We start from the raw sequence: 23,005 nt of genomic DNA on the forward strand, positions 1-23,005 counted from the left end.
AGGACGTATGAAATGAAACATTCTGTTTGTGTATTGGGTGGCGGAAGTTTTGGCACTGTGTTGGCCAATATTATGGCTAAAAATGGTCACCAAGTTAGCCAGTGGATGCGCAATGAACAACAAGTAGAAGAAATCAATTTAACCGGTTTAAATAGCCGTTATTTACCGGACTCGCCTTTGCATAGAGAGTTGTTGGCTACTAGTAACCTTGAGCAGGCCATTCGCGAAAGCGATACGGTTTTTGTGTCGATTCCTTCCAAATCTTTCGAGCAAGTGGTGCAGAATATTGAGCCTTTGCTGACGGCGGATAAAATTCTCATTAGTACCACTAAGGGCTTTAACCCTCAGCGCTTTGAATTGATGAGTGACATACTTAAGCGTAATTCCGTGACGCAAAAAATCGGCGTGCTCAGTGGCCCTAATTTAGCCAAGGAAATTGCTGCTGGCCATATGACAGGCAGTGTGGTGGCCAGTCACGACGAAGCGGTACGTAAGCATGCGATCGAGCTGTTAAAGTCACCAACTTTTCGAGTCTATGAGAACGCGGATACCAAGGGTGTTGAACTGGCTGGGGCGCTAAAAAATATTTACGCTATTGTGTGTGGATTGGCAAAGGCCTTAAACGTTGGTGAAAACACCATGTCTATGATTATGACACGTAGTTTGGCGGAAATGAGTCGTTTTGCGGTGCACTTTGGCGCTAACCCTATGACATTCTTGGGCCTTGCAGGGATGGGGGATTTAATAGCCACCTGTACTTCGCCATTAAGCCGAAACTACCGAGTAGGTTATGGCATTGGTTCTGGTAAAAGCTTAGAAGAAGTCGTTGAGAGTATTGGTGAGGTGGCTGAAGGGGTAAATACCTTACGCATGGTAGTGGCTGAAGCGAATAAACATCAGCTTTATATGCCGCTCGCAGATGGCTTATCAAAATTATTATTTGAAGGTGCTAAACTGGAGTCATTAATTGGCTCCATGATGACTGGCGAACAAAAATGGGATGTCGAATTTGCGACAAATGATGAGGTGAAAAATGTCTAAACCAGGTTATGCAGAACAAGGGTTTTGGTTCAGGTTGATTTTTATGTTGGTGTATTGGGCATTGCTAAATGTGGCCATCACTGTGTTTGGAATCTTATTGATTGTTGTCAGTATTATTAAATTTGGCTCGCGCCACCACCCAGAAACCTTAGCCTCATGGTTGCGTAGTGTGGCTTTGTTTATTCAGCAGACTTTTGAATTCCTATCTTACAAGTCCGAAGATAAGCCTTTTCCATTTCAACCCTGGCCCCAGGTAGATACGGATGAAGAAGCTTAAGCGTCTGTATGTCTTGCGCCATGGGGAGGCCGAACCCTATGGTTATGATGTAGCTGATGAGATGCGTCAGTTAACAGAATTTGGCCGCCAAGAAGTGAGTGCGACGGCTAAAGATTTTTTTGCTAAAGGCTTAGCCTTAGATGCGGTGATGGTGAGCCCTTATCTTCGTGCTCAACAAACCGCTGACATTTTTTGTGATCAGCTAGGTAATGTGCCACATCGTGATACTAATGCTCTGATTACGCCCTATGGTAAAGCCATGCAAATAGCGGATTGGTTGGCTGATCAGCCGTTCGAATCTATCTTGCTTGTTACTCACCAGCCTTTTGCCTATGAACTTGTTGCCTATTTAGCGGATGCGCCTTTGCCGAGAGATTTTGCCATGACAACTGCGACATTAGCTTGTTTGGAATCTGACGATTGGTATATGGCATGTGCGCAATATCAATGGTTCATCTCGCCTTCATGTTGATGAGTGTTTCTTGATGGAAGCTCAACAGCTTGTATTTTCATTACCTCATACTCAATTGCGAGGCCAAAGTTGGTCTAATGGTGAGGGTGACGAACCGGTATTAATTGCATTGCATGGTTGGCTGGACAATAGTGCGAGCTTTCAGCAGTGTTTGCCTTATATTAGTGGCTATCGTTGTCTAGCCATTGATTTGGCGGGGCACGGGTATTCGGATCATAGAGGAGCGGGCAGCTTTTACCATTTATGGGACTATGTTCAGGATGTGGTTTATCTCATTCGTCAACAGCAGGGGCCAGTGGTATTGTTAGGTCACAGTTTAGGTGGTGCAGTGGCTATTTTGGTGGCCGCCATCCTACCTGAAGGCATCTCGAAACTTATCATTTTGGATTCAGCAGGCCCCCTTGTTGAGAAAGCCACAGAAAGAGTGGCTTCCTTAGCAAAAGCCATTAAGGCGATGCATGTGAATGCTGGCCGCAGCGCTAAGGGCTACGACTCTATGGGCGCTATGGTAAAGGCTCGTAGTCAAGGTTTTACCTCCCTGTCGATGGCGGCGGCCGAACATCTGGTTGCCAGGGGAAGCTACCAAGGCTGCGACGGGAAATGGTTGTGGCGTCATGATAGTGCTTTAAAATTTCCTTCTCCTTATAAAATGGACGAAGAAAGTGTGCGGGCATTTATGGCGAAGATTACCTGTCCTACGCTTATGCTGTTCGCAGAGCAAGGGTTGTTTTCATCCGATGATGTAAGGTTGCAAGAGAGGGTGGAGCAAATACCTGCCGTGGTGACTAAGTGGTTACCGGGGAATCATCACTTTCATTTGGAACCCGTTACGGCACCTGCTGTCAGAACAGAAATCCAACGATTTATTAGGCAGAATAATTATGAATAAAACACCACAGGCCTTAGTTAAAAAAAGTTTGAAAATGACCTTTGCTGCAGCCTTGCTACTATCCTTGCCAAAGCTTCATGCGGGAGTGGCAGACATTGCGCCTTATCAAGATGCTCAGCTTATTAAAAGCTCAACGAAAGAAGATGTTTCAGTCGAAATCCCTCTTGGTGCAATTAAGCGTGCTGGGCGCGGGTGGGAGCCGGAAGAGGTGTTGCGAGTCAAAGCGGAAGCCTATCAGTCTCTCTACAAAATTCATCGTAATGCCGTGTTGGCGGATGTAGAGCGTTATTATCGTGACGCTATTGCAACGGCGAATAACGCTGTGGTTTTTGAATGTCATAGTCGTGACTGTGGTAGCAGTAATGCTTGGGCGAATGACTTCTTTAAAGAATACTTGTTGTATGGTGGAGATCAAAACCAAACTTTGCTGGTGGTGCAAGAAGGTAGTGTTTATCAACTAATGTACCTAAATCGCCGCGGTGCAGGGGACATTATGGTGCGTCTTGATGAAGTTAAGATGGCGGCACCACGGGGTCTAGGCTTTGATTTGGTTGCTCAGATGGACGCCCAAGACGTACCTCGCATTAGACGATTCTTGAATGATTTGTCTCCTGGTGAAACGGTTGTGGCTTATGTATCAGCCAAACAAGAGGGTGGATTGTCGGCGATCGCAAGGGCTGATCAATATATTTCAGACATAGCCTTGGCGCTGGGGCCAAGGTTAAGTGATAAGGTGCGATTTTTAAACGTGGCTAATGTTGCTCGCGAGGAACTGTCTGAAGGGCGTATTTCCTTTGTTTATGAGGGCTTGAGAAAATAAGCTATAGGCTTAATGGGTTGATCTTGTTCTCTCTTAGTAGTGCACAAAGGTCGATTAAGGGTAATCCAATCAGGCTGTTGGGATCATCGCCAGCCATTTTATCAAATAAAGTCACCCCCAGTCCTTCGCATTTAAAGCTGCCAGCGCAATCGAAAGGTTGCTCTAGCTGTACGTAGCGCTCGATTTCACTTAACGTCAGTTCTCTAAAATACACCTTATAAACATTTAAGCGGTAGCTTTGCTGCTGTGTTTGGGTGTTGTAAACGCCGAGCCCAGTTAAAAAGGACACCGCTTGACCACTAAAGCTTTGCAGTTGTTTAACAGCGGTTTGATGATCATTTGGCTTTCCAAGTATTTTGTTGTTGATCAGGGCGACTTGGTCGGACGTGATAATGCAATGAGCGTGCTCACTATTAAGTTGTTGGTAAACACTTTGAGCTTTTTCTAGGGTTAAACGCCGAACCAAGTGTTCAGCAGACTCCTCTGCTTTAGGGGTTTCGTCTATGTCTGGATTCACGCAATCAAAGGGGATTCTGAGTCTTTCTAGGAGAGCTTTACGGTAGCTTGATGAAGAGCCTAAAACTAATTTTGGGGTCATAAAAATGCATCGTGATCTAAGAATGTTTGAAGATTTTACTCTTTTTCTGAATATATGCACAAAAACAGCGAAATAAATGGCTTTCAAGGCACTTAGACTTTGACAATAGGGCGGCTTGGCAATATTATTTGCCGCCATGTTGAATGACGCATTACCTAAATATTTTGACCCTCGTAAATACGCTAACCATGAGTCAGCGATTGATGGGAATATACCCCTTAACCAGTTTAAGGAGCTATGTGCTCTCTTGGCGTCGGATGAGGGTGATGCTTTTATTCATCTAGACTTTAGAGTTGATGAGGATAGGCGCTACATTGCCACAGGTACATTAACAACAAAGGTACAAATTGTGTGCCAGCGTTGTATGGGGCCTGTAGCACATGATCTGACGTTAGATTTATCCTTGGCATTCGTTTATGACGAAGACCATGCGAAAAATATACCGGCTGATTACGACCCTGTTGTCATGACCGATGGTGACGTAATCTTGGCAGATATGGTAGAACAAGAAATTATACTTGCTTTACCTATTGTCGCTTATCACGAAGAAAGTGGTTGCAACCCAACAGCTGTAAAGTATGCCTCGTCTACCGATGACGCACCGGATGACGAAAAACCGAATCCATTTAGTATATTGGCTCAATTGAAAGCCAAGTAAAAGTTAGGAGCTCCAAAAATGGCAGTACAAAAAAGTAAAGTGACTCGTTCACGCCGCGGCCAACGCCGTTCACATGACGCTTTGACAGGCGCAACTCTTTCTGTAGAACAGACTACTGGTGAACTACACCGTCGTCATCACGTTTCTGCTGATGGTTTTTACCGTGGCCGTCAAGTTATCACTCCTAAAGGTGAGTAACTAAGATACCCATGATCAGGGTAGCTTTAGACGCTATGGGCGGGGACTTAGGTCCCCGCATTGCTTTTGAAGGCGCACTCGAAGTGCTGTCTCAATACCCAGATATAGCGATCGATATATATTATGCTCCAGGTGTTCATCTTGAGCTTCCCGCGCCTCACGCGCGACTGTCCCTAATACCTTGTCATGATACAATTGCCGCTGATGAAGAAGTGACTCGCGGGCTATTTCGTCGTTGCGATAGTACCCTTTATCAAGCTTTAACAAGTCTTAAGGAGCAGCGCAGTCATGTGGTGGTAACCATGGGGAATACTGGCGCTATGGTGGCATTGGCTCGTCATGTGCTGGGCTTGTTGCGTCCTAAGCTTTACCCTGCGTTAATACGTGAGTTGCATTCTAAGCCGTTGCGTTGTCTAGTGGATCTTGGTGCGAATGTTCATTGCCCTGCGACTATGTTGCAAGGCTTTGCACAGTTAGGGGCTGCTTACGTGGAAGCCTTGAGTGATGTGCCACCGCGGATTGGTTTGCTTAATGTCGGGGTCGAAAACTCAAAGGGTAGCTCGGTTATTAAAGAAGCTGACCGTTTGTTATCGGCAAAATCTTGGCCAGTTTATTTAGGTTATGCCGAAGGTAGTGAGCTTTTTCATGGTGAAAAAAATGTCATTGTGTGTGATGGCATGGTTGGGAATGCAGTCTTAAAAGCCTCAGAAGGTTTGCTTAAGTTCTTGCTAGGTCAGATGCAATCTCTTGGTTCTAACGCACCTAGTTTATTCGAGAGTTTTTACCAAACTGAGCGCCGACATGGCGCCTGCTTAGTGGGTGTTGGTGGCAATTTGGTAAAAGGTCATGGTAGTTCTGATCGTGCGGCTATTGTCGGTGCGATTGAATATGGAATTGATATAGCGCGTGCGGATCTTTGTTCTGCAATTGATGCGCGTCTTTGTAATGAGGAAATGTAATGAATACTGAATTAGCGTTTGTTTTTCCGGGGCAAGGTTCTCAGCAGTTGGGAATGTTGGCGGATTTGGCTGAAAAACACGATGTAATAGGTCAAACCTTCGCTGAGGCATCAGAAGTGCTAGGTTATGATCTGTGGGATCTTGTGCAAAATGACGCTGAAAAACTAAGTCAAACTGATAAAACTCAACCCGCTTTGCTAACGGCGAGCGTCGCTATTTGGCGTTTGTGGCAGCAACTGGGTGGCGCGCAGCCTGCTTATGTTGCAGGTCACAGCCTAGGTGAGTATTCAGCGCTGGTGTGCGCTGGCGTGATCAAATTTACCGATGCTGTTGAATTGGTGAAGTTGCGTGGTGAGTTTATGCAAGCGGCCGTGCCTGCAGGTACTGGTGCTATGGCGGCTATTATCGGTTTGGCTGATGATCAGGTTGTCGCAGCTTGTGAAAGTGCTAACGGTATTGTTAGTGCGGTGAACTTTAATTCCCCGGGCCAAGTAGTTATCGCTGGCCATGTGGCGGCTGTTGAAGAAGCTATGGCAAATGCTAAAGAAGCAGGCGCTAAGCGTGCTTTGCCACTGCCAGTGAGTGTGCCTTCTCACTGTGAGTTGATGATTCCTGCAGGCAAGAAATTGGCTGAAAAACTAGAGTCTATTGAGTTCAGCACCCCGACTTGTACCTTGGTACAAAATGTTACAGCAAAGGCGGTATCAGATGCGGCTATCATTAAGGCAAACCTAGTGTCTCAGTTGAGTGAGCCTGTATTATGGACGCAATCTGTAGAGTTGCTATCGGGTCTGGGCGTAACGTCTACTTTAGAGTGTGGCCCGGGTAAGGTCTTGAGCGGCTTGAATAAGCGCATCGTTAAAGGTTTGGGGGCCGCTTCACTTGGTGATCTTGCGGGTCTTGAAGCGGCACTATCAGCTTAACCTAATTGTTTAAAATTATTATATGGAGACAGTAATATGAGTCTTGAAGGAAAGATTGCGCTTGTAACAGGGGCAACTCGTGGTATTGGTAAAGCCATTGCAACAATGCTGGCAGAGCAGGGTGCGACCGTAATTGGTACAGCGACCAGCGAAACTGGTGCTCAGAGTATCAGTGAGTACTTGGGCGGCAAAGGTAAAGGTTGGGTGCTGGATGTATCTTCTTCCGAATCTGTAGATGCTGTGATCAAAGAGATTAATGCCGCTTATGGTGCGCCAACAATTTTGGTGAACAATGCTGGCATTACTCGCGATAACTTGATGATGCGTATGAAAGAAGATGAATGGGAGCAAGTGGTAAACACTAATTTGACATCTGTTTTCCGTGTCACCAAAGCCTGCTTGCGTGGCATGACCAAAGCGAAGTTTGGTCGTGTCATCAGCATTAGCTCTGTCGTAGGTTCTATGGGTAACGGTGGACAAACTAACTATTCAGCTGCAAAAGCAGGTTTGGAAGGTTTTAGTCGTTCATTGGCGGCGGAAATTGCGTCACGTGGCATCACCATTAACTGTGTTGCTCCAGGCTTCATTGAAACTGATATGACCAAAGTTTTGCCAGAAGAGCATAAGGCTAAATTAGTCGAAAAAGTTCCTTCTGCACGTCTTGGTCAACCCGAAGAAATTGCAGCGGCTGTTGCATTTTTAGCGTCTTCTGGCGCTGCATATATCACCGGTGAAACGTTGCATGTCAACGGCGGTATGTATATGTCGTAATTTGTGTTGAATTTTCGATTCAATTCAACGAAAATACAGGTCTGGTTCTTGTTGTGAATCACACCGTATAGGTAAGAATATTATAATATGCTCACAATGAGCTGTTAACCGAGTAGAGTAGGAACTTCTAATGAGTAGCATTGAAGAACGCGTTAAAAAAATCGTTTGCGAACAACTAGGTGTTAAAGAGGAAGAGGTTGTTAGTTCAGCATCTTTCGTTGATGATTTGGGTGCCGATTCCCTAGACACAGTTGAGCTAGTTATGGCTCTTGAAGAGGAATTCGATACTGAAATTCCTGATGAAGAAGCAGAAAAAATCACCACTGTACAAGCAGCGAACGACTACATCAACGCTAACTTGTAATATCTTGGTGAACTGAGTTTCCCGAAAAGCCGCTTGTATTCCGTACAGCGGCTTTTCTTATTGATAGCCCTTTAAGTTTTTTTGGGCGTTTTACTGGAGGAATTCTATGTCTCGTCGTCGGGTAGTGGTCACAGGTTTGGGTATGGTGACGCCCCTTGGCAACAATGTGAAGGATACGTGGGATAATGTATTAGAAGGTAAAAGTGGTGTTTCTGACATTACGTCTTTTGATACCAGCTTATTTTCCACGCGCTTTGCAGCACAAGTAAGCGATTTTGATGCCACTCAATATATGAGTGTGAAAGAAGCTCGTAAAATGGATCTATTCATTCAATACGGTATTGCCGCAACTGTGCAAGCCCTTGAAGATTCCGGCATCAATGAAGACAGCACGAATTTATCTCGAGTAGGATGCGCGATAGGTTCTGGCATTGGTGGTCTACCAATGATCGAAAAGAACCTTGAGTTATTAAATGAATCTGGTCCAAAGCGTATTTCGCCTTTCTTTGTGCCAGGTGCCATTATAAATATGATTTCAGGTCACGTAGCCATCCGTTTTGGCTTCAAAGGACCAAATATTTCTATTGTGACGGCTTGCACGACAGGTACTCATAATATCGGTATGGCCGGCAGAATGATTGCCTATGGTGATGCCGATGTGATGATTGCCGGTGGTGCAGAAATGGCCATCACACCGTTGGGCATTGGTGGTTTCGGCGCAGCAAGAGCGCTTTCCACTCGAAATGATGACCCTAAAACCGCTAGTCGTCCTTGGGATAAAAACCGCGAAGGTTTTGTCATGGGGGATGGCGCGGGTATCTTGGTGCTAGAAGAGTATGAGCACGCTGTTGCTCGTGGTGCGACGATTTATGCCGAGCTAGCGGGTTTCGGTATGAGTGATGATGCGCACCATATGACAGCACCGCCAGTGAGTGGTGAAGGCGCAGCTTCTGCTATGCGTGCCGCCTTAACCGATGCTGATATCCCTGCCCACAAAGTGGATTATATTAATGCCCACGGTACCTCGACCCCAGCTGGGGATTTGGCCGAAACTCAGGCCGTTAAATCTGTGTTGGGTGAAGATGCTTCCGATGTTGCGATAAGCTCGACTAAGTCGATGATAGGGCACTTGTTAGGTGCTTCTGGTGCAGTAGAGTCAATCTTTTCTATCTTGGCTATTCGCGATCAAGTCGCGCCTCCAACCATTAACTTGGAAGAGCCGGGTGAAGGCTGTGATCTAAACTATGTTCCTTTTACCCCGCAAAAACGCAAAATTGAGGTGGTGTTAAATAACTCATTTGGTTTTGGTGGCACAAACGGAACCTTGGTATTCAAGAAAGTTTCTTGATACTGATAAGGGTGAGAACGTCTCACCCTTTATCTTAATGCACTTGTAATGAGTCACCCCTTAAGGTGGCAATCTCTTTAGCAATGTCGTACGGGGTGTTTTGCGCCTCTAGCGCATAAAGTTGGTCTTCTAATTGTTGGTAAAGAGCCATTTCTTCATCACCTAAAAAATGTAAGCATTCGCCACCGACAAACCAAAGTAACTCACGCTTAATGAGTGGCACTAGGTTCGCATAACAGCGGATAAAACGAGACAATAAATCTTGTGCTTCAAAGGTGTAATCAGGGCTGCTGGACTCGATCAAAGTCATTAATGAATCCCACTTTTCAAGAAAGTCGACTTCCTCTGAATTGAGGTCTGTCTGATCGAATGGGGAGTGCTCAGAAATCCGTTGGCGTAATTCTGCAAAGGCATCATAGATATATTGAGTGCGTGATTCCACGTAAAACCCTATTTAATAAATAACTGCTAAATCGGCAAGTGCCGTATGAGAGCTGTAATTATGACATATGCAATCGAAATAAGTGACCTAAAAAAACGCTATGAAGGGGGCTTTGAAGCATTAAAAGGTATCAACTTACAGGTGGAAAAGGGCGATTTTTTTGCTTTGCTTGGCCCTAATGGTGCGGGCAAATCCACCACCATAGGTATTTTATGTTCTTTGGTAAATAAAACCTCAGGCAAGGTGTCCATCTTCGGAGTGGATATTGATGAAGACTTTGCACTTGCGAAAAAACATCTTGGTGTGGTGCCACAAGAATTTAACTTTAATGTTTTTGAAACGGTTTTCAATGTGGTGGTTACCCAGGCTGGTTTTTATGGCATTAGCCAAGAAGTGGCTAAAGTCCGTGCCGAAAAATACCTTAAACAGCTCGATTTATGGGATAAGCGTAACGAACAGTCCCGCACTCTTTCTGGCGGTATGAAACGTCGTTTGATGATAGCGAGAGCGTTAATCCATGAGCCTCAAGTGCTGATATTGGATGAACCTACCGCTGGGGTGGATATCGAGCTGCGTCGCTCTATGTGGGAGTTTATTAAAAAGCTAAACGAGCAAGGGGTAACTATTATACTAACGACACATTATCTCGAAGAAGCCGAGCAATTGTGTCGCAATATTGCCATCATCAATGCGGGTGAGATTGTTGAAAATACCAGTATAAAAGCCTTATTGAAAACCTTGAGTCGTGAAACTTTTATCCTAGATTTAGATGCTGAGTTACCATCAGGATTTGAAGTACCAAACTTTACCTTAAACGCTAATGAGGGGTCACAAAGCGTTGAGATCGAAGTAATCAAAGGCCAGTCCATTAATGATATTTTTCGTGCCTTGGATGCTGTGTCTATCAAGGTTTTGAGCATGCGAAATAAGTCGAACCGTCTAGAAGAACTGTTCGTTAAACTAATTAAGGGTTAAATACATGAAAAACTCTGAGATCTGGATTGCCTTCTATACCATCTTGGTTAGAGAAATACGCAGGTTTACCCGCATTTGGCCGCAAACCCTACTGCCACCTGCTATTACTATGTCGTTATATTTCGCTATTTTCGGCAACTTTATTGGTGATCGTATTGGCCTGATGGATGGCTTTAGTTATATGCAATTCATAGTGCCAGGTTTGATCATGATGTCGGTGATCACCAACTCCTATTCCAATGTGTCTTCGTCTTTCTTCTCGGCGAAGTTTCAGCACAGTATCCAAGAGCTGTTGGTCTCACCGACACCTAATTGGGTTGTTTTGATGGGCTATGTGTTAGGTGGTGTAGCCCGTGGTTTGTGTGTCGGTTTTATCGTTACCTTACTTTCTTTGTTCTTCACTCAACTTTCTATAGAGAACCTTTTTATCACTGTCTTGGTGATCTTCTTGACCGCTGTTATGTTCTCTTTAGGTGGCTTTGTAAATGGTATTTATGCCCAAAGCTTTGACGATGTTTCCATCGTACCAACCTTTATTCTCACCCCATTAACTTATTTGGGTGGGGTGTTTTATTCGATTAGTTTGTTACCAGACTTTTGGCAGGGCTTTTCTCTGTTAAACCCTGTCTTGTATATGGTGAACGCTTTTCGCTATGGCATTTTAGGTGTGTCAGACATTAATGTTTATTGGGCCTTAGTTATGGTCTTGGTGTTTATTGTGGTGTTCTTTTGGTATGGACTTTACCTGTTAAATCGCGGGCAAGGCATTAGAAGTTGAGGAAAAATGTATGGGCTTTTTACCCTTAGGTCAGCAAACGGAGTATGTTGCTGAATATGATGCAGGGTTGCTTTATCCCATTGCACGAGTTGATAAATGGTCAGAAATGGGGATTTCATCTGAAGGCTTGCCTTTTTATGGCGAAGATATTTGGAATGCTTATGAATTGTCTTGGCTTAACGGCAAAGGTAAGCCGATTGTCGCTCTGGCTGAGTTTCGTATTCCCCACGACTCACCTAATATTATCGAGTCCAAATCCTTCAAACTGTACTTAAACTCATTAAACCAAATGCGTTATGAGGATCAGTATGAAGTGCAGGCTTTGCTAGAAAGAGATTTATCTCAGGTGGCGGGGGCGCAAGTTAGCGTAAAAATACGCGATGTAAATGCTCTAGAGACTTTAGTTATTCTCACACCTGACTACTGTATTGATGAATTAGATATCGAAGTCAGTGAATATCACCCTAGCGCGGATCTATTAACGAATGATGCCAGTAGTCAAATGGTTGAGGAGCGCTTAGTCAGTCATTTGCTTAAATCTAATTGCCCGGTGACCAATCAACCAGATTGGGGTTCTGTCTTTATCGAATATTCTGGTCGTAAAATTGACCATGAGAGTTTATTGAAATATATCGTGTCTTTTCGTGAACATACGGATTTTCATGAACAATGTGTCGAGCGTATTTTTATCGACATCATGCGTAAATGTCAGCCAGAAAGCTTATTGGTCTATGCTCGATATGTGCGTCGGGGTGGGTTGGATATTAACCCATACCGCTCGACCTCAGATCAGCAAATGGGCAATGATCGCCTGACTAGGCAGTAGTTCAGAATAACGTTGATTAGGAATGTGAAATTATTTGGGGCAAGGTGAGTTAATCATCTTGCCCCAAATTGTATTGGATAGGCTTAGCCTAAGATTTGAGCAGTATGCTCTTTGGTTTTTACCTTGCTAATAATGTCGCTGATTAGGCCGTTCTCATCAATGATGAATGTGGTACGAACTGTCCCCATGAACTCTTTGCCCATGAACTTTTTAAGCTGCCAGGTGCCATATAATTCATGAACTTCGCGCTCAGTATCGGCAATCAGTGGGAAGGGGAGTTCATGTTTCGTAATAAAATTCTGGTGGCGCTTTTCTGTATCTGTGCTCACTCCAAGTACAACATAACCTTGATCAAGTAGTGCTTGATAGTTATCACGTAAATTACAAGCTTGGGCAGTACAACCTGGCGTTGAATCTTTTGGGTAAAAATAAAGAACTACTTTTTTACCTTTAAACTGACTTAAGGTGATGTCTTTGCCATGCTCATCTTTCGCCGTGAAATCTGGTGCTGTTTGGCCAATTGCTAGGGTCATTAGGTCACTCTCCAGTAGGATAAATTCTTTTGCATATTATTAGCTTACCAATTCCAACCGAAAAAATCCCGCAGATCCGATTTTCTTGCGGTTTTACTCTCGCTTTACCCTTCTCATTATTGTGTAAGGTGTAGCTGAACGGTAATATAGGCGCGCTTATTATTTTTTATTGGAGACTTGAAATGATCACAGGTAGTTTAGTCGCTCTTATCACCCCAATGTTGTCGAGTGGAGCGGTAGATACTAAAAAATTAGATGATCTGATTGAGTTCCATATTCGTTCTGGCACCCATGGCATAGTGGCCGTGGGAACCACGGGTGAGTCTTCCACCCTTACCACCAAAGAACATGCGGATGTTATTCGCCAAGTTGTGCGTACCGTAAATGGTCGCATACCTGTCATCGCAGGTACGGGGGCTAACGCCACCCACGAAGCGATTGATTTGACCCTTGCGGCGAAAGAGGCTGGCGCAGATGCTTGCTTATTGGTTACACCTTACTACAACAAGCCAACACAAGAAGGTTTGTTTCAGCATTTCAAAGCCATTGCTGAAGCCGTGGATATCCCTCAAATTTTATACAATGTCCCGGGTCGTACAGCCTGTGATATGAGTAACGAAACTGTTATTCGCTTATCGAAAATTTCTAATATTGTTGGCGTGAAAGATGCGACAGGGGATTTGATTCGCGGTAAAGAACTTATTGCTGCCGTAGCAGAAGATTTTGCTGTGTACTCAGGGGATGACCCAACAGCGGTTGACCTTATGTTGTTGGGTGGTAAAGGAAATATTTCTGTTACAGCAAACGTCGTTCCAACCAGTGTTGCCAAGGCTGCTGAGCTGGCGATTGCCGGTGATAAAGCATCTGCTTATGCGGCGGATGATTTAATCAAGCCTCTACACACTAAACTATTTGTGGAATCAAATCCTATTCCTGTTAAATGGGCTTGTAGCCAATTAGGCTTGTGTGATGAAGCCATACGTTTGCCATTGACAGTTCTGTCTGAGGATAAAAAAGCCACAGTGAAGCAAGCAATGATGGATGCAGGAGCGATTACTGTATGAAGAAATTGACTTCGACTATGGTTACTATCGCCAGTACTGGTTTACTACTAACGGGATGTAGTAGTTTCCTAACAGACCATGCTGACGATTACCAAAATGGGGTTGAACATAGTGAAACCTTAGTCGCACCTGATGGCTCGTCACCTTTAGAAGACAAATTGGTTATTCCAAATGAAGATGCAGTAGCTGATTTACAGGAAAAGAAAGAATTTGTAGCACCAAGAGCACCCTTTCTGTATCAGTCTATGGCCAAGGTCGTGATGATGGAGAAAGAAGCGTCAGTCGATTATGTGTTCCCAGCCGATATTAGGCAATCTAAAAAGATCGTAGAGGATTTCTCTGTTAGTTTCATCAATGAAGAGGGAATCGTTGAGTCTAACTCTGATAACAGAGTGACAACCATACCTACCTTATTAACTCAGCAATCCTGGTGGCGTTCTACTTGGAGTAAAATTACACGCGTTTACCCAGATAAGCGCGAGTTTTCCTTCGATATATTGCCACAAGACAATGGTTCTACTTTAGTTAGAATGCAGACCCGTGAAGTTTCTCAAGATGACAACGCCAATGATTGGGTTAGCCCTGCAGAAGACCCAAACAGCTATGCTTTGGCCGTTAAATTGTGGGGCACCATTGGTCGTAAACTTGATCAAAACTCTTCTTATCTATCGGATCGCAAAAAACAACCTGAGCCATCGCCTGTGTGGATAAATGGTGCGGGTATGTTTGCCGCTTATTTAGGTAAAAAAGTAAGTTTAGAACAGGTCAATCAAAAGATTAGTAATGCAGGTTTATATCTGATTGGTGAAAACAATCAGTTATCGGCTGTGGCTGAGGATGATATTGCCCGTGTCGGTGATATAGTGGCATTGGAAATACCTGTTGGTAATGGTAAGACCCAGAAGCTTTTTAATGTACGTCGTCGTGATCTTGACAATGTTAGTTGGGAAGAGCGTGTTTACCCTTATAAGGTTGAGCGTCAAGCAGCGGGTGACTTTTTGGTAATCGATGTATCCGCTACTGAGAACCCACAATTAACATCCTACTTCTTTGCTAAGAAGTTTTTAAAATAACGAATAATTTAACACAAGCAAACCGGAGACCCTCTAATGGAAAAGCGACAAGAGCTGTATGCAGGTAAAGCCAAATCTGTTTTTCGTACAGATGACCCTGATAAAATGGTTCTAGTGTTTCGTGATGATACCTCTGCATTTGATGGCAAAAAAGTAGAGCAACTAGACCGTAAAGGCATGGTGAATAACAAGTTCAATGCGTTCATTATGTCTAAACTGCAAGCAGCAGGTATTCCAACACATTTTGAAAAGCTTCTTTCAGATACCGAGTGTCTTGTGAAATGCTTGGATATGATGCCGGTTGAATGTGTGGTGCGAAATGTCGCTGCGGGTAGCTTATGTCGTCGACTAGGGGTTGAAGAAGGTCAAACTTTAACGCCACCAACCTTTGAGCTGTTTTTAAAGAATGACGCGTTAGGTGACCCAATGATCAACGAATCTCATGTTGAGTCTTTTGGTTGGGCGAAAGCTGAGCACCTACAAAAAGCCAAAGAGCTAACATATAAAGTAAACGATGTATTGAAGCAGTTGTTTGCTGATGGCGGTATGATTCTGGTGGATTACAAACTTGAATTTGGCTTGTTCAAAGGTGAGGTTGTGTTAGGGGATGAGTTCTCTCCAGATGGCTGCCGTTTATGGGATGCCGACACCAAAGAGAAACTGGATAAAGACCGTTTCCGTCAGGGTCTAGGTGGTGTAATTGAAGCCTATGAAGATGTCGGTCGTCGAATAGGCATCGATTTCGACGCCTAATATTTCAATGATCTTGTTAAAAATGAAGGAGCTTTTGCTCCTTCACTTGCCTTAAAGGATCTGTACTTGATTAATTTTCTCCCTGTGGCCATTGGCTTACGCTATGCTCGTGCCAAACGTTCGAATCATTTTATTTCATTTATCAGTTTTTCTTCTATCGCGGGCCTAGCATTAGGGGTTGCTGTGCTCATTACTGTGCTTTCGGTCATGAATGGTTTTGATAGGGAATTACGTCAACGCATCCTAGGCATGGTTCCTCACGCTACTTTGTGGGGGGCGCCAACTCTTGAAGATTGGCGTGGGACGGCAGAACAAGTCTCTCAGTTGCCAAATGTGATCGGGGTCGCTCCACACACTCAGGCTCAGGTTATGTTTCAATCTGGCTCTAGTGTTCATGGCGCCTTATTAAATGGTATTGATCCTGAAATGGAGCAAAAAGTCTCTATTATTGGCGATAACATGAAATCTGGCTCTCTCGAAGCGTTAAATGATGGCAGCTTTGGTATTGTGCTTGGGGCTCAGTTAGCGAAAACCCTAAGGGTTGGCTTGGGTGACAAGGTAACGGCAATTTTGCCTCAAGCAAACGTATCAATAGCAGGTGTGTCCCCGGTGTTAAAACGTTTTACTCTAGTGGGAACCTTTGAAGTAGGTGCAGAGTTAGATAGCAGCTTGGCTTATATCAATTATCAAGATGCCGCTAAGCTTAAGCGCTATCAAAAAGATCAGGTGGAAGCATTGCGCATTTCCTTTAATGACTTGTTTGTTGCGCCCAGTAAAATTTGGGAAATCGCCCGCGCCGTGCCCGGACAAAATCGCGTTAGCGATTGGACTCGTACCCATGGCAACCTATTTCAAGCCATTAAAATGGAAAAGACCATGATAGGTCTGTTGTTGCTGCTGATTGTTGCGGTCGCCGCATTTAATATCGTTTCAACCTTAGTGATGGTCGTTACCGATAAGCGTAATGACATTGCCATTTTGCGCACCATGGGCCTAACCTCAGGGCAGGTTATGTGGGTTTTTATTGTTCAAGGTGTGTTCATTGGTATGCTAGGTACTCTTATAGGTGTGGTGCTTGGGGTGACATTGGCTTTAAACGTTAGCGATATTATTGCGGGCATTCAGACTTTACTGGATGTTCAGTTCCTAAATGCCGATGTGTATTTCATAAATTATTTGCCCTCTGAGTTAGTTTGGTCGGATGTACGATTTATTGTCGTCTGCGCTTTTGTGATGACAGTTGCCGCGACTATTTATCCTGCTTGGCGCGCTTCGAAAGTGGAACCTGCGGAGGCTCTTAGGTATGAGTGATACAGTCGTAATTGAATGCCAAGGGCTTTCTAAACAATACCAAGATGGAAAGCGTACCGTTGAGGTTTTTAAATCCATTGAGCTTGCGGTATCTCGGGGTGAAGCTTGCGCCATTGTAGGGGCTTCAGGGTCAGGCAAAACGACCTTGCTTAACTTATTAGCAGGTTTGGATTTAGCGAGTGGTGGCGATGTAAAGCTAGCGGGTCAGTCCTGGTCTTCCATGGGGGATGGCAAGCGATCTAAGATGCGCAATAAACAAATGGGTTTCGTCTATCAGTTTCATCATTTATTGCCAGAATTCAGTGCCCTCGAAAATGTCATGATGCCTATGTGGATTGCTTTAACTAATAAGCAGCAGGCCAAAAAAGAGGCTGAAAAGCTTATGGAGCAAGTTGGCTTAGCCGAGCGTTTACATCATAAGCCTTCACAGTTATCTGGTGGTGAGCGCCAGCGTGTGGCCATTGCCAGAGCATTAGCAAATACCCCTGCCTGTGTATTAATGGACGAACCAACAGGTAACTTAGATGAGTCCACATCCTTGGAAATCCAAAGGCTTATTACTGAGTTAAAAGAGCGCCATAATATGGCTTTTTTGGTGGTGACTCATGATGAGAAAATGCTGGAGTGGATGGACAGTGCTTACCGGTTATCGCAAGGTGATTTAATACAACTAAAATAACTAAAAATTCTGCTGAAAAAAAAACCACTTTTAAAGTGGTTTTTTTATTTTTGGCAGCGGCGAATTTTTCTTTCTTTCCAACGTTTTAAAACATGTAAACGCCAAATAACCATGATGATCAAGTAAGAAAGTGCGCCAGCGATAATAGCATTCACAAATGAACCTACGTATAGGGGAAGCCAAATGTGCTCAATTTTGTGCCAAATCCATTCAACAGAAAGCTTAAAATGCTCTTTTTCTCGCGAACCTAAAATTAACGTGCCAATCTTATAGTTAAAATAAAACACAAAAGGCATGGTGAAAGGGTTGGTTAACCACACAAGCGCAACAGACAAAGGAATGTTAGCTCTTAGTGGAATGGCTAAAACCGCAGCGGAAAGCATCTGGAGTGGCATGGGAATGAAAGCCCAGAACACGCCATTAAGAAAAGCCAACGCAACCGATTTCCTATTTAGATGCCATAAGTCAGCGGCATATGCCTTATCGCCTAGCAGCTTCAACATCTTATTTTGTCGAAGTGTCTCTGGATTCGGAGTCAGTCTTTTAAAATAACGCTTTGGCATAGGCAAATAAAAATCAGTTTAGCGACTAAGACAGGGAGGTCTTATGTTACTAAGTGGGTTGTTTATTTTAGTAGGCGGGATCATTCTGCCTGCTAAATTAGAGTTGCTGTATTCTACGCACATCATTGTTAGCTGTCTCTATCTAATCTACACAAAGCGATTAATTGCATTATGTTTGTTAATTGTGTCGATTATTTCTGTCGCGATTCATGAGTGGCAGGAAATTCCTGTCTATGAATTCTTGCCAGATCAAGTTGTCTATGTGGATTTTGCTTCAGAAAGTATCGCTATAGATGACTCTGAACACACTTTACCTCTAACGGCTTATGAGCGATATGGCATTCGCTGGCGAGATAAAGGTGGGCGTTATTACCAAATGCAGCCTTTAAAATTGACTCACTTCAACGATAAAAGTTCAACTTATAAGGGGGTGATAAAGAAGGTAATTGTCTCTGCAAAGGGGGAGGGTTGGATACAAAACTGGCTATACAGCAAACGCCTCCAAGCTCAGCTTGAAATTAGTTTTGATGCTGAGCAGGTGGCACCAGAAAACCATCAAGGTTGTAGGTTAGATAATTGGGTATTAAAGACACTAAATGAGGGAATGGGCTCATTTGAGTCCTGGCGACTGACTCAGGCATTAATCTTGGGTCGTGATCAACTGTGGTCGGCTAAGGATACATGGATGGTTCGAAGTTTAGGCTTGTCTCACTTGTTTGTCGTATCAGGCTTGCACGCAGGTTTTGTGTACCTTTTGGGGGTAATGCTAGCAAGATGCATTTGGTGGTGTTTGCCCGCTAGCTGGTTACTGATGGGTGTTCATATCGCTTCTCTAAATTTTTTAGTGATTACACCCATGTTACTGCTCTATGCGTACCTAACTCAATGGGGAGAGCCGATTGTCAGAGCCAGTTTAATGCTTGGGGCGGTTTTGTTAGCTAATATTTTTGCGGTGAGGTTGTCCGCTTCTCATCTAGTAGGCTTTGCTTTGTGGCTTATCCTCTTGATTGAGCCAAGGAGCATATTACAACCAAGCTTGTGGCTCTCTTTCAGCATGGTGATTTTGTTGATTGTGTATTGTCAGCCCAAGCCTCATCAATTGCGACTGATTAGCTTGCAAATTATGTTAAGTCTGGCGTCCATGGTACTGATTCTGGGCTGGCAAACAGAAATCTCAATTGTGACAATTTTGGCTAATCTTCTGATGGTACCCTTGGTTGCATTTATTTGGTTTCCGGTTGGTGCTTTTTCTGCAGTCGAGTGGGTAGTGTTTAAATCAACTTATGTTTACCAGCTGTTAGATTTCCTGATTGGTTATGTTCTACAAATTCTAGAGTGGTTGGTTTTTCATCTTCCAATGTTGGGGCTCTGGATATCGGCGTCACAATGGGCTCGTAGCTTACTGATTGTGCTCATCCTATATTGGGTTTATCACGCCCCCTTAAAAAGGAGCTTTTTTGCCACAGGGTTAATTTTAGTGATGCTGATTCAGCCCTTTGTTTTCGTTGGTGAAGAGGGCAAATATAGGATAAGCCATAAGCATAACGAATTGATTGTAACGCGCGGCAATGAATGGTTGTTTTCGGACGCATGGCATCATGAAGCTGGTCAGCTTATCGAGCTTAATCATATTATCCCCAAGGTAAAAAATGTAGCGATAGCGACTTCATCAAAGATTTCATTACTAAGAGAGGCTCTAATCAACAAGAAAATAAAATGGCTTCTTATTAAAAAGCCTTTAGTAGAAGATGAAAAAATTTTACTAAGAGCCCTGAGGGTTAATTGGCTGCAAATAGCCAAGGATGGATACTTGGATTTCTATATGTCTGAGAAGCCTGTTCGACTACATTATTCTCCTTGTCATTTTACATTTTTTACCTTTAAATCTGACACTTGCAAGCGTATTGAATTACTTGAGAATATGTTAAATTAGGGTCAAATTTTATTGGGAGAGTTTAGTGTTAGCTTTTATTCAGTCGGGTGGTTTTTTTATGTGGCCTTTGTTGGCCTGTTCGATTCTCACATTAGCTATCATTCTTGAAAGGTTCTGGACCTTACGTAAATCCCGAGTTGCGCCAGCCGGCTTGTTATCCGATGTAATGACCCGTCTTCGTGATGACAGAATGTCATTGGAATACATTCGTGGAATGCAGGCAAATACAGGATTAGCCTCTGTATTTGCAGCAGGGTTACTGAATACCAAACATGGCCGCAGTGCCATGAAAGAAAGTATCCAAGAAGCCGCTAGCCATGTCATACATGAACTAGAACGCTTTATGAGTGCTCTAGGCACAATCGCTGCCATATCTCCTTTGTTGGGCTTGTTAGGCACAGTGGTCGGTATGATCAAAGTTTTTGCTGTGCTCATGGAAAATGGTGCAGGCAATACCGCGCTATTGGCCGGTGGTATATCGGAAGCTTTACTGACGACTGCTGCAGGGCTGGGTGTCGCTATCCCAGCATTGATCTTCCATCGTTACTTTATTCGTCGAATCGATGAGCTTGTGGTGAGCATGGAACAGCAATCTACCAAACTGGTTGATGCGTTACATGGGGAAAGAAACAATCACTCAGGAGGCCCTCAGTGAAATTTAAACGTCAAAAAATGGATGACGTGCAAATTAACTTGACGCCTTTGATTGATGTGGTTTTTTTGTTGCTAATCTTTTTTATGGTGAGTACCACTTTCAATCAAAGCACTGAGCTAACGATAGATTTGCCTACTGCAACCAGTGACGCTCCGAAAACACAAGTTGCTCAAGTTGAAATGGTGATTACAGCCGATGGACAGTACGTTATCAATGGCCAGACGCTAATCAACGAGAAAGTTTCCACCTTGGTTCAGGGTTTAAAGGAAGTGTTTGAAGGAGATTACCAGCGTCCCTTAATCATTACCGCAGACGCAAAGTCTTCCTACGATATGGTGTTGAAAGTCTATGATGCAGCCGCTCAATTAGGGATTACCAAGCTTGCTCATACTGCGAAAAGAGATGTGGCTCCGTGAGTCTAGAAAATGCCTTTAATCGCTCTTGGTATCAAGAGAAAGGTTGGACACAGCTGTTTAAACCGTTACTGCCACTCGTTAATAGAGTGGTAGCAAAAAAACGTAATAACTTCTTACTTAATAAAGCCGCATCCTACCGTGCTCCTATTCCTATTATTGTTGTAGGTAATATCAGTGTGGGGGGGACTGGTAAGTCGCCTATGGTGGTCGCACTCTGCGAACTATTAAAGACTCAAGGCTATAAGCCAGGGATAGTTTCCAGAGGTCACGGGGCTAAAGTCTCTAGTCCTGTGGAGGTGTCAAGTAACAGCTTACCCGCCCAAGTAGGGGATGAGCCTGTGATGCTGGCCAAACGTACTCAATGCCCACTTGTAGTTTTCCCTAAGCGAGATGAAGCCGTAAAGCATTTGTTGTCCAATGCCCAGGTGGATGTCATCATCAGTGATGATGGTATGCAACATTATGCTTTGCAGCGGGATATTGAAATCGCCATGTTGGACAATCAAAGGGGGCTTGGTAATGGTTCTCTTTTGCCCGTGGGCCCTTTAAGGGAGCCAGCAAGCCGATTATTAGAAGTCGACTTTGTGGTGACCATAGGCGAGCAAGTATCGGCTGTTTTAGACAAGTTATCACTTCCTATTCATGCCATGCCACTACAGACAGATTATCTGTATCAGCTTCAAGGAGATGAGCGCCGTCCCGCTAAACAACTGCTGGCGGAGCATTCTCAATGGCATTTAATGGCAGGCATAGGTAATCCATTACGTTTTCAGCACAGTTTGCAGGCATTAGGCCTTCCTGCGGGTTTCACCCATCAATGGTTTACAGATCATCATGCTTTTGTCGGACAGGACATTCCGACAAATTTACCGGTTATTATGACGGAAAAAGATGCAGTAAAATGTCAGTATCTGAAAACGTCTAACTCAAATATTTGGTATTTACCCATTTCCCTTCAATTGACGGAAGAATTCGCCACTGTCTTGTTGGATAAATTAAATAGAATCAATTTGGAATTGCAGAATCATGAATAAAGCTTTGTTAGATATCCTGGTGTGTCCAGTAACTAAAACACCCTTAACCCTAAGTGATGATGGTACAGAGTTAATCAGTCGTGTTAGTGGTATGGCTTACCCTGTGCGTGATGGCATTCCAGTTTTGTTGGAAACTGAGGCGAGAACATTGACAGCTGATGAGCGATTAGACGGCTCGAAATGAAGCATTATAAGATTCTTACTGTTTGCTTGGGGAATATCTGTCGCTCCCCTGCGGCTCAAGGTTTGTTAGAGTTTTCTGGGCAAGCTCAGAAGCTAGATTTGCAGGTGGATTCCGCGGGTACAGCGGCTTACCATATAGGTAAGCAACCGGATCGACGCTCTATTAAAACGCTCGCAGGCCATGGTATTGATATTCGAAGTCAAGCTGCCCGACAGGTTAAAGTCGAAGACTTTGACTACTATGACTGGATTCTGGCCATGGATAAATCCAATTTAAAAGATTTAAAAGCCATTCAGCCTAAAGGTAGTAGCGCTAAACTGGTTCTATTTGGCCAGTTTGATGCTTCCGTCAATTGGGGCGAAATTGCCGACCCATATTATGGTGAAGATGAAGGCTTTGAAAGCATGTACGATCACCTTAAGCAGATCTCAGATGCTTTCATACAACACCTTTTACATTCAGATTAAG

Annotated in this window: 30 protein-coding genes; 26 read left to right on the forward strand and 4 right to left on the reverse strand. The window is 43.9% G+C overall.

The window, feature by feature from the left end; genetic code table 11:
• Positions 1 to 12: 12 nt before the first annotated feature.
• From ACUM5Y_RS11730 to ACUM5Y_RS11750, 5 genes are read left to right on the forward strand one after another with little or no spacing between them, the layout of a single operon-like run.
• Positions 13 to 1,041 carry an NAD(P)H-dependent glycerol-3-phosphate dehydrogenase gene (locus tag ACUM5Y_RS11730; RefSeq protein ID WP_445977063.1) on the forward strand — a complete coding sequence of 343 codons (1,029 nt, stop codon included), beginning with the start codon at positions 13 to 15 and terminating at the stop codon, positions 1,039 to 1,041.
• Positions 1,034 to 1,318, forward strand: coding sequence for a DUF4389 domain-containing protein (locus ACUM5Y_RS11735; protein ID WP_445977064.1), 285 nt, complete (start codon positions 1,034 to 1,036; stop codon positions 1,316 to 1,318). The genes ACUM5Y_RS11730 and ACUM5Y_RS11735 overlap by 8 nt, the downstream gene beginning before the upstream one ends.
• Positions 1,305 to 1,790: a phosphohistidine phosphatase SixA gene (gene sixA, locus ACUM5Y_RS11740; protein WP_445977065.1), complete on the forward strand. Its 486-nt coding sequence runs from the start codon at positions 1,305 to 1,307 to the stop codon at positions 1,788 to 1,790. The genes ACUM5Y_RS11735 and sixA overlap by 14 nt, the downstream gene beginning before the upstream one ends.
• Entirely contained in the window at positions 1,753 to 2,679 is a 927-nt protein-coding gene (locus ACUM5Y_RS11745) for an alpha/beta fold hydrolase (protein WP_445977066.1), read from the forward strand. Before sixA ends, ACUM5Y_RS11745 begins: the two co-directional genes overlap by 38 nt.
• Positions 2,672 to 3,499 (forward strand): DUF4892 domain-containing protein, encoded by an 828-nt coding sequence (locus tag ACUM5Y_RS11750; RefSeq protein ID WP_445977067.1) that lies wholly within the window; start codon positions 2,672 to 2,674, stop codon positions 3,497 to 3,499. Before ACUM5Y_RS11745 ends, ACUM5Y_RS11750 begins: the two co-directional genes overlap by 8 nt.
• 1 nt (position 3,500) lies before the next feature.
• Here ACUM5Y_RS11750 and ACUM5Y_RS11755 read toward each other — a convergent pair whose 3' ends face one another.
• Entirely contained in the window at positions 3,501 to 4,097 is a 597-nt protein-coding gene (locus ACUM5Y_RS11755) for a Maf family protein (protein ID WP_445977068.1), read from the reverse strand.
• A 115-nt stretch (positions 4,098 to 4,212) separates the two neighbouring features.
• Here ACUM5Y_RS11755 and ACUM5Y_RS11760 point away from each other — a divergent pair, with 115 nt between their 5' ends.
• From ACUM5Y_RS11760 to fabF, 7 genes are all read left to right on the forward strand, one after another.
• Positions 4,213 to 4,755, forward strand: coding sequence for a YceD family protein (locus tag ACUM5Y_RS11760; RefSeq protein WP_445977069.1), 543 nt, complete (start codon positions 4,213 to 4,215; stop codon positions 4,753 to 4,755).
• 18 nt (positions 4,756 to 4,773) lie between these two features.
• Positions 4,774 to 4,953, forward strand: a complete 180-nt coding sequence (rpmF, locus tag ACUM5Y_RS11765) for a 50S ribosomal protein L32 (RefSeq protein WP_347984321.1) — start codon at positions 4,774 to 4,776, stop codon at positions 4,951 to 4,953.
• Between the two features lie 11 nt (positions 4,954 to 4,964).
• Positions 4,965 to 5,912 (forward strand): fatty acid synthesis protein, encoded by a 948-nt coding sequence (locus ACUM5Y_RS11770; protein WP_445977070.1) that lies wholly within the window; start codon positions 4,965 to 4,967, stop codon positions 5,910 to 5,912.
• On the forward strand, positions 5,912 to 6,835 hold the full coding sequence (gene fabD / locus ACUM5Y_RS11775) for an ACP S-malonyltransferase (protein WP_445977071.1): 924 nt from the start codon (positions 5,912 to 5,914) through the stop codon (positions 6,833 to 6,835). Before ACUM5Y_RS11770 ends, fabD begins: the two co-directional genes overlap by 1 nt.
• Before the next feature lie 36 nt (positions 6,836 to 6,871).
• Complete coding sequence (fabG, locus tag ACUM5Y_RS11780) at positions 6,872 to 7,606, forward strand: 3-oxoacyl-ACP reductase FabG (protein WP_445977072.1); 735 nt, start codon at positions 6,872 to 6,874, stop codon at positions 7,604 to 7,606.
• Between the two features lie 130 nt (positions 7,607 to 7,736).
• On the forward strand, positions 7,737 to 7,970 hold the full coding sequence (gene acpP, locus ACUM5Y_RS11785) for an acyl carrier protein (RefSeq protein ID WP_115896560.1): 234 nt from the start codon (positions 7,737 to 7,739) through the stop codon (positions 7,968 to 7,970).
• 106 nt (positions 7,971 to 8,076) lie between these two features.
• Complete coding sequence (gene fabF, locus ACUM5Y_RS11790; RefSeq protein ID WP_445977073.1) at positions 8,077 to 9,318, forward strand: beta-ketoacyl-ACP synthase II; 1,242 nt, start codon at positions 8,077 to 8,079, stop codon at positions 9,316 to 9,318.
• A 34-nt stretch (positions 9,319 to 9,352) separates the two neighbouring features.
• On the opposite strand, the gene ACUM5Y_RS11795 is transcribed toward fabF, so the two are convergent.
• Positions 9,353 to 9,760 carry a PA2817 family protein gene (locus ACUM5Y_RS11795; RefSeq protein WP_445977074.1) on the reverse strand — a complete coding sequence of 136 codons (408 nt, stop codon included), beginning with the start codon at positions 9,758 to 9,760 and terminating at the stop codon, positions 9,353 to 9,355.
• 60 nt (positions 9,761 to 9,820) lie between these two features.
• Between ACUM5Y_RS11795 and ACUM5Y_RS11800 the strand changes: the two genes are divergently transcribed.
• The 3 genes from ACUM5Y_RS11800 to queF are packed head-to-tail and all read left to right on the forward strand — an operon-like array spanning position 9,821 to position 12,339.
• Positions 9,821 to 10,735, forward strand: coding sequence for an ABC transporter ATP-binding protein (locus ACUM5Y_RS11800; protein ID WP_445977075.1), 915 nt, complete (start codon positions 9,821 to 9,823; stop codon positions 10,733 to 10,735).
• A 4-nt stretch (positions 10,736 to 10,739) separates the two neighbouring features.
• On the forward strand, positions 10,740 to 11,513 hold the full coding sequence (locus ACUM5Y_RS11805) for an ABC transporter permease (protein WP_445977076.1): 774 nt from the start codon (positions 10,740 to 10,742) through the stop codon (positions 11,511 to 11,513).
• A gap of 10 nt (positions 11,514 to 11,523) precedes the next feature.
• Positions 11,524 to 12,339, forward strand: a complete 816-nt coding sequence (gene queF, locus ACUM5Y_RS11810) for an NADPH-dependent 7-cyano-7-deazaguanine reductase QueF (protein WP_445977077.1) — start codon at positions 11,524 to 11,526, stop codon at positions 12,337 to 12,339.
• An 83-nt stretch (positions 12,340 to 12,422) separates the two neighbouring features.
• On the opposite strand, the gene bcp is transcribed toward queF, so the two are convergent.
• Positions 12,423 to 12,872 carry a thioredoxin-dependent thiol peroxidase gene (gene bcp / locus ACUM5Y_RS11815; RefSeq protein WP_445977078.1) on the reverse strand — a complete coding sequence of 150 codons (450 nt, stop codon included), beginning with the start codon at positions 12,870 to 12,872 and terminating at the stop codon, positions 12,423 to 12,425.
• Positions 12,873 to 13,054: 182 nt separating this feature from the next.
• On the opposite strand from bcp, the gene dapA reads away from it, so the two are divergent.
• The 5 genes from dapA to ACUM5Y_RS11840 all read left to right on the forward strand — a co-directional run bounded on the left by dapA (position 13,055) and on the right by ACUM5Y_RS11840 (position 17,752).
• Positions 13,055 to 13,936: a 4-hydroxy-tetrahydrodipicolinate synthase gene (gene dapA, locus ACUM5Y_RS11820; protein ID WP_445977079.1), complete on the forward strand. Its 882-nt coding sequence runs from the start codon at positions 13,055 to 13,057 to the stop codon at positions 13,934 to 13,936.
• The gene (locus ACUM5Y_RS11825) at positions 13,933 to 15,009 is read left to right on the forward strand and encodes a hypothetical protein (protein WP_445977080.1); all 1,077 of its coding nucleotides are present in this window, start codon (positions 13,933 to 13,935) and stop codon (positions 15,007 to 15,009) included. Before dapA ends, ACUM5Y_RS11825 begins: the two co-directional genes overlap by 4 nt.
• A 36-nt stretch (positions 15,010 to 15,045) precedes the next feature.
• Positions 15,046 to 15,762: a phosphoribosylaminoimidazolesuccinocarboxamide synthase gene (gene purC / locus ACUM5Y_RS11830; RefSeq protein WP_445977081.1), complete on the forward strand. Its 717-nt coding sequence runs from the start codon at positions 15,046 to 15,048 to the stop codon at positions 15,760 to 15,762.
• 66 nt (positions 15,763 to 15,828) lie between these two features.
• Positions 15,829 to 17,073, forward strand: a complete 1,245-nt coding sequence (locus tag ACUM5Y_RS11835; RefSeq protein WP_445977082.1) for a lipoprotein-releasing ABC transporter permease subunit — start codon at positions 15,829 to 15,831, stop codon at positions 17,071 to 17,073.
• Positions 17,066 to 17,752, forward strand: coding sequence for an ABC transporter ATP-binding protein (locus ACUM5Y_RS11840; protein WP_445977083.1), 687 nt, complete (start codon positions 17,066 to 17,068; stop codon positions 17,750 to 17,752). The genes ACUM5Y_RS11835 and ACUM5Y_RS11840 overlap by 8 nt, the downstream gene beginning before the upstream one ends.
• Before the next feature lie 44 nt (positions 17,753 to 17,796).
• On the opposite strand, the gene ACUM5Y_RS11845 is transcribed toward ACUM5Y_RS11840, so the two are convergent.
• The gene (locus ACUM5Y_RS11845; RefSeq protein ID WP_445977084.1) at positions 17,797 to 18,255 is read right to left on the reverse strand and encodes a DUF2062 domain-containing protein; all 459 of its coding nucleotides are present in this window, start codon (positions 18,253 to 18,255) and stop codon (positions 17,797 to 17,799) included.
• A gap of 103 nt (positions 18,256 to 18,358) precedes the next feature.
• Between ACUM5Y_RS11845 and ACUM5Y_RS11850 the strand changes: the two genes are divergently transcribed.
• Genes ACUM5Y_RS11850 through ACUM5Y_RS11875 form a run of 6 tightly spaced genes read left to right on the forward strand, consistent with a single transcriptional unit; the run spans position 18,359 to position 23,004 of the window.
• Positions 18,359 to 20,248, forward strand: a complete 1,890-nt coding sequence (locus tag ACUM5Y_RS11850; RefSeq protein ID WP_445977085.1) for a ComEC/Rec2 family competence protein — start codon at positions 18,359 to 18,361, stop codon at positions 20,246 to 20,248.
• A gap of 25 nt (positions 20,249 to 20,273) precedes the next feature.
• Complete coding sequence (locus ACUM5Y_RS11855) at positions 20,274 to 20,903, forward strand: MotA/TolQ/ExbB proton channel family protein (protein ID WP_445977086.1); 630 nt, start codon at positions 20,274 to 20,276, stop codon at positions 20,901 to 20,903.
• Positions 20,900 to 21,319 (forward strand): ExbD/TolR family protein, encoded by a 420-nt coding sequence (locus ACUM5Y_RS11860; RefSeq protein WP_445977087.1) that lies wholly within the window; start codon positions 20,900 to 20,902, stop codon positions 21,317 to 21,319. Before ACUM5Y_RS11855 ends, ACUM5Y_RS11860 begins: the two co-directional genes overlap by 4 nt.
• Complete coding sequence (gene lpxK, locus ACUM5Y_RS11865) at positions 21,316 to 22,353, forward strand: tetraacyldisaccharide 4'-kinase (RefSeq protein WP_445977088.1); 1,038 nt, start codon at positions 21,316 to 21,318, stop codon at positions 22,351 to 22,353. Before ACUM5Y_RS11860 ends, lpxK begins: the two co-directional genes overlap by 4 nt.
• Positions 22,346 to 22,537 (forward strand): Trm112 family protein, encoded by a 192-nt coding sequence (locus tag ACUM5Y_RS11870; RefSeq protein ID WP_445977089.1) that lies wholly within the window; start codon positions 22,346 to 22,348, stop codon positions 22,535 to 22,537. The genes lpxK and ACUM5Y_RS11870 overlap by 8 nt, the downstream gene beginning before the upstream one ends.
• Entirely contained in the window at positions 22,534 to 23,004 is a 471-nt protein-coding gene (locus tag ACUM5Y_RS11875; protein WP_445977090.1) for a low molecular weight protein-tyrosine-phosphatase, read from the forward strand. Before ACUM5Y_RS11870 ends, ACUM5Y_RS11875 begins: the two co-directional genes overlap by 4 nt.
• The last annotated feature ends 1 nt before the right edge of the window (position 23,005 follow it).

Source organism: Marinomonas dokdonensis (genome assembly GCF_052747885.1).

What these genes read in the sequence shown, in the direction of transcription:
- ACUM5Y_RS11805 (WP_445977076.1), top strand. Translation starts at nt 10,740, where the DNA reads ATGAAAAACTCTGAGATCTGGATTGCCTTCTATACCATCTTGGTTAGA.
- ACUM5Y_RS11750 (WP_445977067.1), top strand. Translation starts at nt 2,672, where the DNA reads ATGAATAAAACACCACAGGCCTTAGTTAAAAAAAGTTTGAAAATGACC.
- fabG (WP_445977072.1), top strand. Translation starts at nt 6,872, where the DNA reads ATGAGTCTTGAAGGAAAGATTGCGCTTGTAACAGGGGCAACTCGTGGT.
- ACUM5Y_RS11730 (WP_445977063.1), top strand. Translation starts at nt 13, where the DNA reads ATGAAACATTCTGTTTGTGTATTGGGTGGCGGAAGTTTTGGCACTGTG.
- queF (WP_445977077.1), top strand. Translation starts at nt 11,524, where the DNA reads ATGGGCTTTTTACCCTTAGGTCAGCAAACGGAGTATGTTGCTGAATAT.
- ACUM5Y_RS11800 (WP_445977075.1), top strand. Translation starts at nt 9,821, where the DNA reads ATGACATATGCAATCGAAATAAGTGACCTAAAAAAACGCTATGAAGGG.
- rpmF (WP_347984321.1), top strand. Translation starts at nt 4,774, where the DNA reads ATGGCAGTACAAAAAAGTAAAGTGACTCGTTCACGCCGCGGCCAACGC.
- ACUM5Y_RS11825 (WP_445977080.1), top strand. Translation starts at nt 13,933, where the DNA reads ATGAAGAAATTGACTTCGACTATGGTTACTATCGCCAGTACTGGTTTA.
- purC (WP_445977081.1), top strand. Translation starts at nt 15,046, where the DNA reads ATGGAAAAGCGACAAGAGCTGTATGCAGGTAAAGCCAAATCTGTTTTT.
- sixA (WP_445977065.1), top strand. Translation starts at nt 1,305, where the DNA reads ATGAAGAAGCTTAAGCGTCTGTATGTCTTGCGCCATGGGGAGGCCGAA.
- fabD (WP_445977071.1), top strand. Translation starts at nt 5,912, where the DNA reads ATGAATACTGAATTAGCGTTTGTTTTTCCGGGGCAAGGTTCTCAGCAG.
- ACUM5Y_RS11840 (WP_445977083.1), top strand. Translation starts at nt 17,066, where the DNA reads ATGAGTGATACAGTCGTAATTGAATGCCAAGGGCTTTCTAAACAATAC.
- ACUM5Y_RS11755 (WP_445977068.1), bottom strand. Translation starts at nt 4,097, where the DNA reads ATGACCCCAAAATTAGTTTTAGGCTCTTCATCAAGCTACCGTAAAGCT.
- ACUM5Y_RS11770 (WP_445977070.1), top strand. Translation starts at nt 4,965, where the DNA reads ATGATCAGGGTAGCTTTAGACGCTATGGGCGGGGACTTAGGTCCCCGC.
- ACUM5Y_RS11875 (WP_445977090.1), top strand. Translation starts at nt 22,534, where the DNA reads ATGAAGCATTATAAGATTCTTACTGTTTGCTTGGGGAATATCTGTCGC.
- dapA (WP_445977079.1), top strand. Translation starts at nt 13,055, where the DNA reads ATGATCACAGGTAGTTTAGTCGCTCTTATCACCCCAATGTTGTCGAGT.
- fabF (WP_445977073.1), top strand. Translation starts at nt 8,077, where the DNA reads ATGTCTCGTCGTCGGGTAGTGGTCACAGGTTTGGGTATGGTGACGCCC.
- bcp (WP_445977078.1), bottom strand. Translation starts at nt 12,872, where the DNA reads ATGACCCTAGCAATTGGCCAAACAGCACCAGATTTCACGGCGAAAGAT.
- ACUM5Y_RS11870 (WP_445977089.1), top strand. Translation starts at nt 22,346, where the DNA reads ATGAATAAAGCTTTGTTAGATATCCTGGTGTGTCCAGTAACTAAAACA.
- ACUM5Y_RS11735 (WP_445977064.1), top strand. Translation starts at nt 1,034, where the DNA reads ATGTCTAAACCAGGTTATGCAGAACAAGGGTTTTGGTTCAGGTTGATT.
- acpP (WP_115896560.1), top strand. Translation starts at nt 7,737, where the DNA reads ATGAGTAGCATTGAAGAACGCGTTAAAAAAATCGTTTGCGAACAACTA.
- ACUM5Y_RS11845 (WP_445977084.1), bottom strand. Translation starts at nt 18,255, where the DNA reads ATGTTGAAGCTGCTAGGCGATAAGGCATATGCCGCTGACTTATGGCAT.
- ACUM5Y_RS11850 (WP_445977085.1), top strand. Translation starts at nt 18,359, where the DNA reads ATGTTACTAAGTGGGTTGTTTATTTTAGTAGGCGGGATCATTCTGCCT.